Raw genomic sequence first — 17,519 nt, 5'->3', positions numbered from 1 at the left:
GCAATGTAGAGAATAGGGAATCGATTACTAGTCCTAAATAATAATTATACCGAAAGGAGACAACATGAAGGATTCTACACAAAAACCACGTTTGAACCGGGTGTTTTATATTTCAGCAAGTTTAATCGCCTTACTCGTTTTATTCGGAGCCATTGCGCCAACCGTATTTTCCTCGATTGCAGGATCTATTTTCAACTTTACGACTCGCTCGTTCGGTTGGTTCTACTTACTTGCTGTTTTCTTGTTTGTGCTCTTTTTAATCTTTTTGGCCTTTAGTAAATACGGAAAAATCCGTCTCGGTAAAGATGACGACCGCCCTCAATATCCTTTCTTCACCTGGATTGGCATGCTATTTTCTGCCGGATTTGGAGTTGGTCTCGTCTTTTGGGGTGTTGCCGAACCGATGAGTCACTTTTTCACGCCGCCGTACGCGGATACAGAGGCATTGACTGTTGAAGGCGCCCGCCTCGCGATGGCGTATTCGTTTTTCCATTGGGGTGTCAGCCAATGGTCTGTGTTCGCAATTGTCGGGCTGATTATCGCTTATTTCCAGTTCCGACGAAATGCAGATGGACTCATCTCCACCAGCCTCTCTCCCCTTATTAAAGAGCGTCCGTATAAACAACCTTTAAATCAGACAATCGATATTTTAGCGGTCATCGCTACCGTCATGGGAGTCGCAACATCACTTGGTTTAGGTGTTCTTCAAATCAATGGTGGACTGAACAGTGTGTTCGGACTCCCAAATACCGCTTGGATGCAAGTCACAATCATCGTCGTCTTGACCGCCCTCTTTTTAACCTCGACGACGACCGGTCTCGATCGCGGCATCAAATGGCTGAGTAACATTAACTTAGGTACAGCGCTTGTGTTGATGGTCTTCGTCTTTTTTGCCGGTCCGACCATCTTCATTCTAGAGACACTTACGCTCGGTCTAGGTGATTACTTACAAAACTTCATTCGCTATAGCCTTCGTCTGCAACCGTATCAGCAAGGAACGTGGGTCCGAGATTGGACCATCTTTTACTGGGCATGGGCCATCGCTTGGTCACCATTTGTCGGGGCATTCGTGGCACGTGTTTCTCGGGGACGGACGATTCGCGAATTCGTGGTCGGTGTCCTAATCGTTCCGCCTTTCATCGCGCTCCTTTGGATTGCCGTGTTTGGGGGTACCGCTTTACATCTAGATTTGTTTGAAGGTACTTCAATCGCGCAAGCCGTCGATGCGGATGTGACGAGCGCATTGTTTGTGACGTTTGCCGAGCTCCCGTTCAGCCTCATCCTGTCGGTGTTATCCATCCTGCTAATTTTGACTTTTTTAATCACGTCGGCAGACTCTGCCACATATATCATTAGCAGTATGACGACGAACGGAAGTTTGAACCCTCCCCTTCCGGTCCGAATCGCCTGGGGTGTTTTGTTAGGAGGAATCGCGGCGGTCTTATTGATTGCGAGCGGCCTTGAAGGACTGCAAACCGCTTCCTTAATTTCCGCTTTACCCTTCACCATCATCCTTTTATTGATGGTCTTCACACTATTCAAGCTACTCCGACAAGAGAATGTACGAAAAATAAAATAAGTTACACTCCTAAACGCTCAAGATCATGCTTGAGCGTTTTTTAGTTTGACTCGCCGACACCTCGTTGTTTGTTGACTTCCTCATGACCGATTGCTACGATTTTGACAACATACAAGCTTTAAAGGGGGAATATGGGGAGATGAACGATTTCACACGTGCTTACGCACAACAACTAGACAAACAAGACCCGCTCGCATCGTACCGGGAAGAATTTTATTTACCGGAAGACGGGATTTATATGGATGGAAATTCACTCGGTCTCTTATCGAAACGAGCCGAGCGTACGCTCCTTGAATCGCTTGCGGACTGGAGAGAACTCGGGATTGACGGTTGGATGTCTGGTCGCCACCCTTGGTTCAACTTGTCCGAAGAGTTGGCCGCACTGAACGCGCCGCTCATCGGTGGAAAGGCGGAAGAAGTGATGGTGACCGGTTCGACGACGGTGAACTTGCATCAACTCGTCGCTTCTTTCTTCAAACCAGAAGGCAAACGAACGAAGATTTTGGCAGACGCCCTCACGTTCCCGTCTGACATTTACGCTCTGAAGAGTCAGCTCGAACTGCGTGGACTCGACCCATCAGAACATCTCGTTCAAGTGGACAGTCCGGACGGGCGCTTCTTAGTAGAAGATGATTTGATTGCCGCAATGACCGACGAGATTGCGCTCATCGTGTTACCGACCGTCCTGTATCGGAGTGGTCAAATTTTAGATATGCCTCGCCTAGCGAAAGCGGCGCATGAACGCGGTATTTTAATTGGATTCGATGCTTGTCACTCCGTCGGCGCCATCCCTCACGACTTCCATGAATGGGGTGTCGACTTCGCTTACTGGTGCAACTACAAACATTTGAACGGTGGTCCGGGAACGGTTGGCGGCTTATTCGTACATGAACGTCACTTCGGCACGACACCGGGACTCGCCGGCTGGTTCGGTTCACGCAAAGACAAACAGTTTGATATGGACCATACGATGACACCGGCTGAACATGCCGGCGCATTCCAAATCGGGACGCCACACGTCATGAGTCTCGCTCCACAACTTGGCGCCCTCGAGATGTTTAATGAGGTCGGAATGGAAGCGATTCGCCAAAAATCACTCGCGCTCACGACGTATATGATGGATTTGATCGAAGAGATGCTCGCACCACACGGATTCTTCATCGGCAGCCCAACGGACACACGTCAACGCGGTGCCCATTTGAGCCTCGAACACCCAGAGGCGGCACGCATCTGTAAAGCGTTGAAAGAGCATCGCATCATCCCAGATTTCCGGGCACCGAACATCATTCGTCTCGCACCGGTCGCGCTGTACAACACGTTCACCGATGTGTATGACGTGATTGTGACGTTGAAAAAAATCATGGATGACAAAGAATATGAGGCGTTTGAGAACGTCCGTGAAGTGGTCGCATAAGGGGGAACTGTCATGAGTGAACGCACGGAACATAAAGTGGAAAAATCGATTCAAACCGACTTTTCGAAAGACATGTCGTACGGAGACTATTTGCAGCTCGACCCGATTTTATCGAGTCAGCACCGCCTTTCCGATCATCACGATGAAATGCTATTCATCATCATCCATCAAACGAGCGAATTGTGGATGAAACTCATCTTGCATGAATTGACGGCGGCCACGACAGCCATCACGAACGGCGAGCTCGAGCGGTCATTCAAGATGCTTGCCCGCGTCTCGAAGATTCAGCAGCAACTCATCCAGTCATGGGGTGTCCTCGCGACGTTGACGCCGGCTGAGTATTTAGAGTTCCGGGACGAGCTCGGCTCCTCATCCGGTTTTCAATCTTACCAAAACCGACAAATCGAATTCGCGCTCGGCTTTAAAAATGCACGGACACTAAGCGTCTATGCGCATGATGAAACACTGTATCCACTGCTCGAAGGGTCGCTTCAAGCACCAAGCATTTATGACGTGACTGTCCGTGAGATGCATCGTAGGGGGCTTCCGATTGATGCGAGTGTGCTCGAACGAGATGTCACACAGGACTGGGAATGGAATGAAAGTGTTGAGAAGGCATGGGTCGAAATTTACCGGGACGTCGACACGTATTGGGACTTATACGAACTTGGTGAAAAGTTACTCGATATCGGCAGTCAGCAACAGATGTGGCGCTTCAACCATATGAGTACTGTGGAACGAATTATCGGGCAGAAGATGGGAACGGGTGGCTCGTCTGGCGTGAACTATTTACGACGTGTGCTCGACCACCGTTTCTTCCCTGAGCTTTGGACGGTCCGGACATCATTATAAGAGGAGCTGAACGAAATGACATGGATTGATGTATCACAGCCGCTTCATGCCGGTGTGACGACATGGCCGGGAGATACGAAGTTTTCGTACGAGATTGCTTGGCCAATGGCACAGAGCGGTTCGGTCAATGTCGGGAAAGTGACGATGAGTTTACACGTCGGGACCCACATCGATGCGCCGTTTCATTTTGATGATCACGGACAGCGCGTCATCGACCTCGACCCTTCTATTTATATTGGCCCTGCCCGTGTCATTCATCTGCCGGATAAAACGAAGATCGAAGCATCTGACTTGGACGGTCACGATTTGACCGGAGTGGAACGCCTCATTTTGAAGACAGATGGTTGGCCAGATAAGCGCGTCTTCCCCAAAATGATTCCTGAACTGACGCCGTCTCTTGCCGACCGCCTCGGAGAACTCGGGATCTTCTTGATCGGACTCGATTTGCCATCCGTTGATGCGATTGACAGCAAAGAGATGAGCGCCCATCATGCGTTAGCACGAAATGGTGTGCACATCTTAGAAGGACTCGTCCTAGACAATATCTTGCCGGGGGATTATGACTTGAACGCTGTCCCCCTCCCGATTGTTGAAGGGGATGGAAGTCCAGTTCGCGCACTGCTTCGTCCTATATTATAAAGAGATAGCCGGAATCGGCTGTCTCTTTTTTGATTAGACAGGGATAGTTCAACGTTTGGCGAAATAGATGACATACGTTATGAAAGGAGGCAGATCGGGTTTGCAACGCATCTTATCCACTTTACGAAACGGTCTGCATACGTACCGTTACGACCTCATCGCCTTGACGATTATGCTGTCATGCATCTTCGTCTATGCGTACCCGCTCTTCTCCCCAGGAATGGTCGTCTTCAGCGATATCGCGTTTGGTCTATCGTCTGACCGCTATATCGAAGAGATTTTTGGTGCGTGGAATGAGCGATGGAGCACGACAACATTGTTGAACGTCCCTCGACTCGTCTTCATCGCACCGCTTTATGGACTGAGTCTGTTGTTTGACGCGTCCGGACCGTTCCTTATCAAATCATTCATCTTAACGTTGCTCGTCGTCTCGGCGCTCAGCATGTACGCGCTCGTCAAACGACTTCATTCGATTTATATCACGAAACAATTCCACCTGATGACACTCATGACGTTCACGCTCGCCGGGTTGTTTTATGCGTTAAACCCATGGATCATCACGCGCATTCAACACATTTATCTCCTGTGCGGCTATGCGTTGTTCCCGTTCGCACTCCTACTCTTCTTCAACTTGTTCGACCCGAAATTCCGACGTCAGCTAGACCCGGACTTTGCGTTCGATAAACGACTCTCACCGAGAATTTGGATGGATGCCATCGGGTTGTCTGTCACGTTCATGTTCATGTCGGCCGGGATTCATTACTTTTTCTTCTCAGCGATTTATATGGGAATCATGCTCAGTCTGATCGTTGCCAAAACCCTTTGGACCGAACGAAAGACGTTGCCGTTCAAATCGTTTTTCTTCTACTACGTCCGGCTTATCACTGCAGTCGGATTCGTATTCATCTTGTTCAATGGCTACTGGTTCTTTATGTATGTCGGTTCCATCTTGTTCGGGGCTCAGGCGTCCCAACATAACATCAACGTCACCGAGACGTTGATGTTGTTCAGTCGCAACTCTTCCATTGAGAACGTGTTGTATACCATCAGTTACTGGTGGCCGATGTTCGACTTGCATACACTTCCGCTGACGTTTTGGGTGGCAGGAGGCGTCTTGCTCTTCTTCATCGGAATTGGCTTTCTCGGTAGCTACAAACGACCGATTCACTTGTTCTTCGGTTTACTCGGCATCGGTTTGATCATTTTCGCGACCGGAACATATGAATGGGTCGCGACCGCGTTCGTCGCGCTCGTCACGTATACACCTTTAATTGGTCCGATGTTCCGCGACCCGAACAAGCTCGTCGGTCTATTGATTGTCAGCTACAGTCTACTGCTCTCGCTCGGAATTGGAATTGTCGATGCCAGACAGTCCAAGGCAATTCCCCGGCCGCTCTATCGCGGCATCCTTTTCATCGGTAGTTTTGTCGCCTTGATTCTTTTTATAAATCCGTATCGCACCGTCTATATGGAAGGGTTTTATAAGCCAGTCGATGTACCTGAAGAATACGTGACCATACAGGAAGAAATTGACGGGAAGTGGCTTCAGTTCCCTGTTGCCGATGAGATGACCCAACCTATAACCGGGGTTGCGACACCGAGATGGAATCAAAATCCCGCACTCGATGAAACGGTCAAACCGACTGGTGACTTCCATGTGTACAGTTCGCTTGAAAATACGGTGTTTCATCACGAAGGATCAACTCCTGCGATTCGTTATTTGTTCTCGCTCCTACAGTACTTGCTCGATACAGGACGGTCAGACGAAGCGAGTAACTTGATCAAAGTGTTCGGTGTCGACCAGTTCGCGTATCGGGATGAATATTTAGGGATGGAAGAACGACAGCAGTTCAACTTGGAGGTCCTCACCTCGCAACGTGACTTACTCCGGACGAAACAAGTCGGGCTATTCACTTTGTTTGATGTCGTCGCCCCGCTCACCGACCGGACCGTCCCACAGCTCATTGTGACGCCTTACGGAATTGACCGTTCCATCACATATGGGACGCTTCCTGGGTACGAACAAGGGAAGCAGTCGATTTTATTCACGACACAGCGACATAGCGACGACTTTGATTGGATTCGTCCGGGTGACGCGATCGAGATGATCGAACAAAAAGATATGCTCCTCAGTCAGGTACCAGACAACTATTACTGGAAGCCGTTTGAGGCGATCGATTCCGCCAATCCATTTCTCACGTGGGGCAAGACCCTTTTTGCGAACAGTGACTGGCGTTGGTATCAACAGACACAAGGCGTGAAAGATCCTGCGTTCGACTTTGATTTCGGAGACGGTGTCGGACTTTCGTTCGCCTCTGCCCGAATCGATGCCCCACCTTACGAGCTCGACGACTTACCGACAAAGCGCGTCGCTTCGTTCAACTCGATGCTCGAAGATGAAACGTTCTTCAAATCGGACAACCCAGACGTTGTCGACCTGTCACCTAACCCATTGTCTTCGACGAACGACGTACCGCTTCTTCAAGCCGAGGTCGCTAAGGGAGACCCGAACTATATTTGGCAAGTTGCGAAGTCTGGATTGTTGCCGGCGCTTCCGAATAACGCGTATCGATTCGGTATCGTTGCATCAGGTCGAGGCGTCGACCGCTTGCATGTCAAAGTCCGTTTCTTCGATGCATCCGGGAAAGAAATTGATCAGACCTACGTCGTCGCCCCAAGAGATTCCGGGAATTTAGACGGAATTCACCTTCGCGGGGAATACGTGACGCCACGGGCTGCCGAGACGATGCGAATCGACTTATTGAGTTATCAAAAACCAGAACGAAAGACGTACTGGTGGATTCACGATGTTCAAATCGAGAGCTTCGAGTCACACATGGTGCCGAACACATTCTCGATTACGAAAGAGACACCACCGGGGCGCTACATCGGATTTGCTCGTGTCTTATTAAATCAGAGTGGCGGACAGCTTGACGTCACCATCAACGATGACAAACAAATCGTTGAAACGACCCGACAAACGGGCGCACGGCTTGAGTGGCTACCACTCGGTCTACACGAGATCGAGACAAATGAGACGACCATCACAGTCGAGAACACGGTCGGTTTTAACGCCATTCAAAACATCGTCTTCTTGCCGGAAGATGAATGGACGTCCTTACAGCAATCACTTGAACAAGTGCTCGAGCCGACAAATACGTTCATGGTTCTCGAAGGTGAACAAGACTTTGATTACAGCGGGACGATTCAGTCCGAGCGTAACTACCCGTCGCTCAGTTTCGGGAAAGGCGTCTCGCTCACGTCCGGCGCGTTGTCACGGACGATTGACGTAGCAGAACCTGGCGATTACCGTTTCCATATCAATCTGACACCGCCTGTTTCAACAGACGGCACGATACGATTGCATATCCTACAGGACGAAGAAGTCGTCCAAGAAGAAACGATTGATGTCACAGCGATGCGACAACTGCCTGATGTGAAAACAAATATCGGAACGCAGACGGTCACTTATGATTCCCTACGTCGTGACTTCCCATACAAACTTCAGTCACTCAATGATATCCATCCGACTTTAAAACGTTGGACTCCGAATACATTTGAGATGGAACCGGGATCGTACACGCTCGAATTGGCTGTGGAAAGTCGCGTACCGTCACGAATCGAACTGGAAGATTTACGAAAGTTTGACCCGAACGAGATCGTCGTGACCGAACCACTCGCGACACCTGAAGCCGCCGCCACGTGTGCGACCTGTGTGTCCATTACAGATGATATGTTCGAATCAACAATCGAAGACGACACGTTTATCGCTTCTTACGAACCGACCTGTTCTTGTGACTGGTACATCTTCGCATCAGAACAAATCAAGGCACTCCCTGACCGAGAATATTTGGTCGCCTTCGATGCGCGGAGCGAACAGATTCGAAATCGACATGTGAAGATGTATTATCTCGATGAGGAACGTCGTGTAATCGGGACCGACTTCATCAGTGAAGTGGAAGAAGACCGTAAACCGACATGGAATCACTATGAACAGATTTTGATTCCACCAGAAGATACCGCCTCGATGCAGCTCCACATTTGGGCACGAGGAAATGTTGAAAATGAAGGACGACTGGAGATGAAAAACTTGAACGTCGTCCGCTACGATTACCTTCTGCTTACCGATCAAGTGACAGTCGAGGAAGTGACCGAACGTCCGTTGCTCGCTACAACAGAAGCTGAATCACTCGACGTGACGCGAAGTGTCATGAAACGGACGGTCTCTCACGAAGATTCACTCGGTCGCTTCACGTTGAACGACTCTCCGTCCCCATTATTCGAACTCTCGACAAATGAAGGCGAGCAGCGCGGTGAAGTCGCCTTGAATGGCGTGACACAACTGTATATGTCTTCTGAAAGCGATGTACAGGTGAATGCGGTCTTACGTCTCGTCTACTTCGTGGGCATGATCCTTCTTCTATTCGCAACACCAATCTCGTTCTTCTTTTATTGGAACGCACGGCAGGATGGACCGTTCCTTCGTCGGATCCGTCATCGATTCAACAAAGCGTAGACCACATTTCAATGAGCGCCCATACGAAAGCCCACGTCCAATAAGAGACGTGGGCTTTGTGCGTGATGCAATTTTATCGTCTTGCCCGACTGACGGCCCGCTGTCGTCGTAGAAGAAGGACCATCGTCTTTAGGAATGCGATGGAATCTTTCACGAGGTCGACGTGAGACCCTTCACGTTCGATACAAGTCACCGGTTGTTGATAGACACGCAGACGCTCTTTTTTAGCGGCATACATCATCTCCAAATCGATGGCGAACCCGCTCGTTGCACTCAAATATGGGAGCAACCGCGGGATTGCCCGACGATTGATGATTTTGAGACCTGTCTGTGAATCCGAGACGCCTTCTGGTAAGAACGGTTTTGTGACAGTTCGTTTCGCGAAACTGACGAATTTCCGAACGAGACTCCGGTCTTCAATCGTCAAATCTTTCGTACCGATGACGATATCATAGTAATCATTTTCCGCGATGCTCAGTAGTTGAGCGATGTCATCAACTTTAAAGGAATTGTCTGCATCGACGAACACATAGTATTCGCTTGAGATATGCGTCATCCCCTCGATGAAGAGACCTGCTTTTTTCGTATTCTGTTTCAACTCATACATCTTTAAATAATCAATTTTGAACAACGTATCCGTCGCGTTCATGACGATGTCTCGATACTCCTGTAAGAGATGCTTCGATTGATCGGAAGAGGCATCATCTACAAAATAGATTGAACTGTGTAAATAGTTTCGTTCAATCATCTTGGTAAGAGATGTCAAAAAAGCATGAATGTGTGAAAACCGTTTCTCTTCGTTAAAAATTGGTAATATAAAGGCTACAGTCCCTTTTTTCACAGCGTATTCTGGATGAATGATATTTTGGATTTCGGCTAATAGTTCATCCGCATATTCTTCTCTATAATAAAATATTCTAAATATCCCATTACCTAACAATTGTTTAAAGGGGAAGTTTCCTTGGTGTCGAATAACGTCATCAACCCATAGAATCGATGATTGGGGATGATACGTGCGGAGTGCAGCCGCCACGTTCAATCCCGTCTCATAGTCCACGTAATCAATCACGTACACTTTAATTTGATCTTTCATGGCACGAATGTTTGGTGAAATCATCTGTTCGGATGTGTGGTTCGCTTCAGAAAGAACGAGCTCATAGTGCGGAATGCAAGAAGCATACGGAATTTGTCGTTGCCGGTCTGTGAAGATGACCACTTTTCCTTTATCCATCACATGGTCCTCCTTTTTAGATTGACGAATTGAAAGAGGTGATTCGTATGAAAGCTGTCATGAGTCGTTATTCGATTTTACTGATCTTCCCTGTTCTTGATGCATTGCTCAATATCATCAACTATTCGTATCACTTCTTCTTAGCACGTGGCCTATCCAATCAAGACTATGGCCTCTTAAATGCTTACCTCGCCCTTCTTGGTTTATTGCTCATTATCGGAAGTGCCGTTCAGTGGATTGTCACCCGAAACTTAGGACAACAAATCGCGACCGATTATCGGTATATCGAGCGAATGATTCTACTCACCGCGATGGGATTATCCAGTGTACTTTTTATACTTATCCCATATATTCTTCCTTTATCTAGGATAAACCTCTTTTTACTTGCAGTTACAGTATTTTTCCATATACTCGTTTCATTCCGACGTGGGGTTTTACAAGCGAACGAACGTTTTTATTCCCTTACCCTCTCGTACTACGTCGAAGCCATTGTCAAAGTGGGCGTCACGTGGATGTTTCTCGAGCGACTCGACATCACACTCGCGCTCATTGGTATTTTGATTGGGATGATTCTTACATATGCACTCAGCATATGGCAGACTCATTTCCCAGAAACGGCTGGTGAGAGACAGTTTCACGGCTTGTTCCAACTCATCCATGTACAGATTGTCATGACGCTCTTCTTTTCTGTCGATAGTTTACTCGTCACCTTGTTCTTTCCGTCATTAGTCGGAGACTATTCCGTCGGCCTACGATTTAGTCAGCTCGTCTTGTTCGTCTGTCTATCCATTTTCCAAGTGCTGTTGCCTCGTCTGAGTCGAGCAGCTGAAACCGATTCATTCCTATCATTTGAACGCATGGTGTTCCGCTTGTTATTGGCAGCCCTTGGAATCATCACGGTGCTGTATTTCTTGATCATCCCATCGGTCGTCCCTATCTTCTTCGGACAAGGATACGACGAGGCCGGGTATTATGTACGCTATATGATTTTCACGTATATCGGCATCATCATCGTACAGTACGAGGCGATGTTACAGTTCATTTTACGGAACAATCACTACTTACGATGGTATTGGGCACTACTCTTCGTGTTTCTCGTTGCCTTATTCCTATTCCGGCAATCGATGGAGATGTGGCTCTTCGCTCAAGCGGTCGTCTTACTCGGTGGATCTTTGCTCCTCCGTTTCCGCTTTCACTCTGAGCGACGTCGGCGCTTAAAGGAGGAATTGTGATGAAACCCACTATATTATGCTTATCTTGGCGAGACATTAAACACCCTAAGGCAGGCGGGGCCGAAGTATTCACGCATGAAATGCTATCTTTCGTGGCCCCTCGTTACAACATCATTCATCTGTCCCCTCATATCGAAGGACGTAAGGACGAGGAATGGATTGATGGCGTCCGTTATATTCGAACGGGTACAGACGCCTCGAGCATCGTAGGGGCACGACGCTACTACAAAGCGCACGAAGAGGAAATCGATCTCGTTATCGATCAGATGAATACACACCATTTCTTCACGCCATTCTATGTACCCGAACACAAACGCATTCTTTTCATCCATCAATTGACACGAGAGATTTGGCGCATCAATCTATCACCTCCCATGTCATGGGTCGGGGCGTGGACGGAAACGAGCCGCTTGCGCCTCTATCGTCAAAACGATGTGTTGACCGTCAGTCAGTCGACGGCAGACGATCTCGTCGCAGTCGGAATTCCCGAGTCACACATCACGATTTTGCCGGAAGGTCTCAATTTCACACCATGGCCAGAAGACGCATGGTATCCAAAAGAAAAAAGACCTACCTTTTTATACGTTGGACGCATGTCCGCCTATAAAGGAATCAATGATGCCGTCAAGGCGTTCGCTTCCATCAAACATGACTTCCCGACGGCACAACTGTGGATCATCGGGAAAAAGAACGAGGCGTACATTACTGAACAACTCAATCCCATTACGCCGGAAGAGATACGATCTGACGTCCACTATTTCGGTTTTGTGAGTGAAGAAGAGAAACTCGAGCGGATGAGCCGAGCAACTGCTCTTTTATTCCCATCCCGTCGTGAAGGTTGGGGACTGACTGTCAGCGAGGCCGCCGCTGTCGGAACACCAACCGTCGTGTACGATGCTCCAGGTCTACGGGACGCCGTTCAGTATGGGAAGTTAGGTTATATGACGATGGCACAAACAGCAGAGGCGCTCGCGCTCGAAATGAGACGCTGTTTAAACGATCCCGGTCACTATGAGACCGTTAGACATGACGCCCATACGTTTGCGAAGACACTGCAATGGAGTCGCACCGGTGAAGTATTTGAGCAATGGTTGAACCAAAAGCTTGGAATCTTGATTCAGGAAGGGAGAACATCATGATTGGAATCGCGATGTCTACGTATTTTAACGAGGCAATCATTCGAGACACGATTCAGTCCATCCAACAACAAACAGCCGAGTTTGTCTGTGTGATTGCGGATGACGGATCGACGGATCGAACGGTCGAGGTCATGCGAGAGCTGACCGCAGATGATGAACGATTCATCATCCTGTCACTTCCACACGGTGAGCGCGGGGTCGCCCGTAAAGAAGCAATCGGCCGTCTCCGAGAGCTCAATGTGGACATGCTGTACATCATTGACTCGGACATGGTATTGACCGAGGGACTGTTGACGAGTTGTTCACTTTACCTGAAACATCACGAAGATGTCGGCGCGCTTGTCATTCCAGAAGAGGCCTATAGCACGTACACCAACTTTTTCTCCAAAGTAAAGGTGTTCGAACGAAATCTATTCCAAATTCCTGAAGAACGAATCGATGACCGCTCCATCGAGGCTGCACGTTTTTGGCGAATGGAAGCGTACGAAGCATCGGGTGGCATCAACCCCGCTCAAATCAGTTTTGAAGAGACGCAACCGACGATTCGTTACATCCAACAAGGCGGTATCATCCGACGCGCCACGTTCACTTCAGTGAAACATAACGAGAAGAAAGTGACACTTCAGAACTTGCTCGAGAAGAAGCGCTATTACTTCCAAGTGATGCCACAGACGCTCGAGACAGAGGAAGGTGGTTTCCGAAAGGCGCTGGCGCGTTGGTACTTCTTTAGACCGGTGCTATACCACCCATCAAACCTCAAAAAATATAGACGGCACCCGGTGTTAACACTAGGAGTCGCCTACATGTACCTTCGCTTGACGATAATCGGGGTATCGCAACTCGTTACCCATAAGTTTGGGAAGAGCGATCCCGTGGCTGATACAAAATAAAATCTCCGTATTGGGTCGGGATGACGAAACGTTTCAATTCGTCCGTTTCCCCGGACCCGAACGGTACAACGAGATTTTCCGAGCTGACCAAATCACCGTTCTCATAAAACAGACAATACGTATGTCCAAGATCATCTAAAAACTCTGTCAGCACATCTGCGACTCGATACTTGTTCGTTTTCATATTGATGGCTTGTTGACCGACATCCTTTATGACGCGGATCACATACTCATCGATTTTCATTGGCTTCGTCATGATGCGCTTGATGTTTCCGTAATTGACGGCCGCAATCAACGTATGGGTATGCGTATAGTCGGTCAATACGATTTGATGGATGAGCGGAAAGTTTTTCTTCACGTAGGATAACAGTTCGACTCCATCTGTATGCGGAAGCCGTAATTCCGTGATGACGACGTCGATATCACTTGATTCTAGAATCGCAATCGCATCCGTCGCTTCTGTCGCTTCAAAAATGATCTCTCCTTCTTTCGTCAACAGACGAGCCAACGTTTTGCGCGTATGCTCATGCGGTTCGACGAGCAAGTAATTTGCCATGTTGTCTACCTCCATTTTCATTCAGAAAGGGTGTCACAAAGTGAAACTACTCCTGTTATCAGGTGGGTCTGGAAAGCGTCTATGGCCACTTTCAAACGATATCAACTCGAAACAGTTCATTCGATTGCTCGATGACGGAAAAGGTTCTAAACAATCCATGATTGAACGTGTCTTTTCCCAGTTAAGTGATATGCAATTAGATCGGGATGCCTTTATTTTAACAAATGCGCTCCAACGTGATGCCATTGTCTATCAAATCGGAACCGATGCCAATATCATTACCGAACCGAGCCGTCGCGATACGTTCCCCGCCATCATGCTCGGTGCCAGTTATTTGAACGAACAACGTGTCGACCCGGATGAGACGGTACTCGTGATGCCGGTCGATGCTTATGTCGACCTTCGCTTTTTTGAATATTTCCCTCAAGTTGAGCAAGCTGTACAAGCCAGTGACGATGCTTTGCATTTGATTGGTGTCACGCCTCTTCATCCAACATCGAAGTATGGATATATCGTGCCAAATGAGACAGCTCAAGTTTCTTCGGTCCGCTTATTCCAGGAAAAACCGTCCGTGAATGTAGCAGAGCAACTAATTGAGCAAGGCGCGCTTTGGAACTGCGGAATTTTCGCTTGTAAACTTCATCTGTTACTCGATGAACTGACGGAACGAAACTTACCGACGTTCTATTCAGACCTCACATCACGCTATGATGAGTTAGCAAAAACTTCGTTTGACTACGCTGTCGTTGAACATGCAAAATCCGTATTCGTTCATCGCTACGATGGAGATTGGAAAGACTTAGGGACATGGAATACGCTAACTGAAGAGATGACAGCGACAACGCACGGTCAAGTCGACTTGTTTCAGTCAACAAACACGCATATAATCAACGAATTGAACCTTCCGTTAATTGGAATTGGACTCGAAGACCTCGTGGTCGCCGTCAACGCGGATGGTATTCTCGTATCAACAAAAGAGGCGACCCCACAGTTGAAAGATTATCTCGCATCTTCTGACGACTATCCGAAGTTCAAATGGAAACGTTGGGGACAATCGGAAGTCATTCATCACGAGGAGCTCGCGGACGGACATCATAGTGTGACACGACGGATGCTCGTTCAAGCAGAGAAAGAGCTCAGCTATCATTATCACGAAGCGACCGATACGATTTGGACGATGCTTCAAGGAACGGCGACCGTGACAATTGACGGACAATCATTTGAGGCGAAGCCGACCGACGTCATCTCGATTCAACGCGGTGCGGCGCACACGCTTAAAGCTCATGAAGATGTTGTGTTCATCGAGGTTCAATATTCAAACGATTGGACACTCGACGATGCTCGTCCTGTGCCGTCTCCGCTTGATAAACAGTATTGACGTGATGCTTCGTTGAAACAGCAACTTCACTTGTGACGATTCCCATCTTTCCTGTGAATAAGTGAGGTTCATTCCCATCTAAATATACCCTTAAAAAGGGATTTCATATCCAATTTATGAAGAGTGATGTGTGAACTCAAAAAACCTCACGATGCCTTACCCGAAATCGAGGCACCATGAGGTTTTAACACATTATTTGATTAATTCGAGCTCTACTGGGATGTTCTCTTCCACCGTTTCTCCGCTCAAGTGGTTGATTGCAGCTTCTACGCCCAACTTTCCAATCTCAGTCGGTTTTTGTGCGACGGTCGCTGCCATCGTTCCCTCTTCGACTGCATTGACTGCATCGTCTGTCGCATCGAATCCGATGACTTTGACATCACTCATACCAGCCGCATCAAGCGCTTGTACGGCACCGAGTGCCATCTCGTCGTTATGTGCGAATACAGCGACGATATCTTTGTTGTCTTGTAAAATATTCTCCATGACCGTCAATCCTTCCGCACGATCAAAGTTCGCAGATTGTTTCGCGACTACCTCGAGTTTCCCATCGATTGCTTCGTTGAACCCTTGACCACGGTCACGTGTCGCAGATGCCCCAGGAATCCCTTCGAGCTCGACGACTTTTTGACCTTCACCTACGAGTTCAACCATGTAGTCACCTGCCAATTGACCGCCTGCAACGTTATCTGATGCCACGTGTGCGACGACGTCACCTGTTTCAGCGTTACGGTCTACCGTGATGACGGGAATGCCTGCATCGTTCGCTGCCTGTACTGCCGCACCGACCGCTTCTGAATCCGTCGGGTTGATGAGGATCAAGTCCATTCCCTTTTGAATCATGTCTTCAACGTCATTCACTTGCTTCGCAGCATCATTTTGTGCGTCCGCTACAGTCAAAGTCGCATCCATCTCTTTTGCCTGCTCTTCTGCCCCTTCTTTCAATGCGACGAAGAACGGGTTGTTCAATGTCGAGATGGATAAGCCGATTTCATAATCCCCATCTTTCGTTTCCGTCTCAGAGTTTGATCCTGGTTGTTCAGTCGAGCAAGCTGCCATTAGTACCATTGTCAGTGCGAGTAGCCAAGCTGTCCATTTTTTCATGTTCCGTTTCCCCTTTCGCGTGTTACGCGTTTTGTCGACGATCAAGTAATACTGCAAACAATATAACTGCACCTTTTACGACGAGTTGGAAGAAAGATGACACGCCGAGAAGGTTCAATCCGTTGTTTAACGTTCCAATGATGAGTGCCCCAATCAACGTTCCGACAATCCAGCCTCGCCCACCCGCAAGACTCGTTCCCCCGAGAACGACCGCCGCGATGGCATCGAGTTCATACGACGTCCCAGCCGTCGGTTGTGCGGAGTTGAGGCGCGATGTCAAAATGATACCGGCGAGTGCAGCAAGCATCCCGGATAGCGAGTAAATCATGATTTTGACTTTATTGACGCCAATTCCCATCAATTTAGCTGCTTCTTCATTTCCACCAATCGCATACGTATGACGACCGAATGTCGTTTTTTTCAAGATAAAATAAAGGACACCAAATGCGAGGAGCATCGTCAATGCCGGCACTGGAATAATCCAGAAATAGCCGCGCCCGAGCATCTCGAACCAACCGGAATCTCCGAGACCCGTGATTGGTCGACCGTCCGTATAGACGAGCGTCAATCCACGGTAAATCGTCATCGTGGCTAATGTCGCGATAAACGGCGCCACTTTCCCGTACGTGATGACCGTACCGTTAAAGGCACCGAGAAGAGCACCTGCAATCAAACCGAGCGCAACGGCCATAACGGCATGTTGACCATCCACCATCATACCCGCTACCAATGCGGACGAGAGAGCTAAAATCGACCCGACCGATAAATCGATCCCTCCTGTCAAGATGACAAACGTCATCCCGAAGGCAATCAAGGCATTGATGGAAACTTGTCGAAGTACGTTAAAGATGTTATTTAATGATAAAAATCCTGGTTCGAGCGCGGTCACTACGACGACGATGACGAGTAGACCAAACAATGGGCCTAACTTTTGTCCCCATCCGAGTCGACCCGGGCGCTTCAATGCGGTCGTTGCTTTCAATTCCATG

General features: G+C 48.4%; 13 protein-coding genes. 9 read left to right on the top strand and 4 right to left on the bottom strand.

Annotated features, from left to right (window positions below; genetic code table 11):
* The first annotated feature begins 64 nt into the window (after positions 1-64).
* From P400_RS0103845 to P400_RS14855, 5 genes are all read left to right on the top strand, one after another.
* Complete coding sequence (locus P400_RS0103845) at positions 65-1,579, top strand: BCCT family transporter (protein WP_026824930.1); 1,515 nt, start codon at positions 65-67, stop codon at positions 1,577-1,579.
* A 139-nt stretch (positions 1,580-1,718) separates the two neighbouring features.
* Entirely contained in the window at positions 1,719-2,993 is a 1,275-nt protein-coding gene (kynU, locus tag P400_RS0103840; RefSeq protein WP_026824929.1) for a kynureninase, read from the top strand.
* A 12-nt stretch (positions 2,994-3,005) separates the two neighbouring features.
* On the top strand, positions 3,006-3,845 hold the full coding sequence (gene kynA / locus P400_RS0103835; RefSeq protein WP_026824928.1) for a tryptophan 2,3-dioxygenase: 840 nt from the start codon (positions 3,006-3,008) through the stop codon (positions 3,843-3,845).
* Between the two features lie 15 nt (positions 3,846-3,860).
* Entirely contained in the window at positions 3,861-4,484 is a 624-nt protein-coding gene (gene kynB, locus P400_RS0103830; RefSeq protein ID WP_026824927.1) for an arylformamidase, read from the top strand.
* A gap of 100 nt (positions 4,485-4,584) precedes the next feature.
* Positions 4,585-9,000 (top strand): ABC-2 family transporter permease, encoded by a 4,416-nt coding sequence (locus P400_RS14855; RefSeq protein ID WP_051545934.1) that lies wholly within the window; start codon positions 4,585-4,587, stop codon positions 8,998-9,000.
* A 73-nt stretch (positions 9,001-9,073) separates the two neighbouring features.
* On the opposite strand, the gene P400_RS0103820 is transcribed toward P400_RS14855, so the two are convergent.
* The gene (locus P400_RS0103820) at positions 9,074-10,231 is read right to left on the bottom strand and encodes a glycosyltransferase (protein WP_026824926.1); all 1,158 of its coding nucleotides are present in this window, start codon (positions 10,229-10,231) and stop codon (positions 9,074-9,076) included.
* A gap of 47 nt (positions 10,232-10,278) precedes the next feature.
* Between P400_RS0103820 and P400_RS0103815 the strand changes: the two genes are divergently transcribed.
* The 3 genes from P400_RS0103815 to P400_RS0103805 are packed head-to-tail and all read left to right on the top strand — an operon-like array spanning position 10,279 to position 13,492.
* Positions 10,279-11,463 carry a lipopolysaccharide biosynthesis protein gene (locus tag P400_RS0103815; RefSeq protein WP_026824925.1) on the top strand — a complete coding sequence of 395 codons (1,185 nt, stop codon included), beginning with the start codon at positions 10,279-10,281 and terminating at the stop codon, positions 11,461-11,463.
* Positions 11,463-12,602 carry a glycosyltransferase family 4 protein gene (locus P400_RS14850; RefSeq protein ID WP_034770811.1) on the top strand — a complete coding sequence of 380 codons (1,140 nt, stop codon included), beginning with the start codon at positions 11,463-11,465 and terminating at the stop codon, positions 12,600-12,602. The genes P400_RS0103815 and P400_RS14850 overlap by 1 nt, the downstream gene beginning before the upstream one ends.
* Complete coding sequence (locus tag P400_RS0103805; RefSeq protein ID WP_026824924.1) at positions 12,599-13,492, top strand: glycosyltransferase family A protein; 894 nt, start codon at positions 12,599-12,601, stop codon at positions 13,490-13,492. The genes P400_RS14850 and P400_RS0103805 overlap by 4 nt, the downstream gene beginning before the upstream one ends.
* Here the strand turns inward: P400_RS0103805 and P400_RS0103800 are convergent.
* On the bottom strand, positions 13,446-14,048 hold the full coding sequence (locus P400_RS0103800) for a response regulator (protein WP_026824923.1): 603 nt from the start codon (positions 14,046-14,048) through the stop codon (positions 13,446-13,448). The two genes, P400_RS0103805 and P400_RS0103800, sit on opposite strands and share 47 nt — an antisense overlap.
* 40 nt (positions 14,049-14,088) lie before the next feature.
* Between P400_RS0103800 and P400_RS14845 the strand changes: the two genes are divergently transcribed.
* A complete protein-coding gene (locus P400_RS14845) occupies positions 14,089-15,426 on the top strand; it encodes a sugar phosphate nucleotidyltransferase (RefSeq protein WP_051545933.1) in 1,338 nt (445 codons plus the stop codon).
* A 192-nt stretch (positions 15,427-15,618) separates the two neighbouring features.
* Here the strand turns inward: P400_RS14845 and rbsB are convergent, their stop codons facing one another.
* Positions 15,619-16,530 carry a ribose ABC transporter substrate-binding protein RbsB gene (rbsB, locus tag P400_RS0103790; RefSeq protein ID WP_026824922.1) on the bottom strand — a complete coding sequence of 304 codons (912 nt, stop codon included), beginning with the start codon at positions 16,528-16,530 and terminating at the stop codon, positions 15,619-15,621.
* 22 nt (positions 16,531-16,552) lie between these two features.
* Entirely contained in the window at positions 16,553-17,518 is a 966-nt protein-coding gene (locus P400_RS0103785) for an ABC transporter permease subunit (protein ID WP_084483555.1), read from the bottom strand.
* Position 17,519 lies beyond the last annotated feature (1 nt).

Source organism: Exiguobacterium marinum DSM 16307, from assembly GCF_000620845.1.
Taxonomy (GTDB): Bacteria; Bacillota; Bacilli; order Exiguobacteriales; family Exiguobacteriaceae; genus Exiguobacterium; species Exiguobacterium marinum.
Note: the sequence above shows the minus strand (reverse complement) of the source record. Positions and strands in the feature narration are given on the sequence as shown.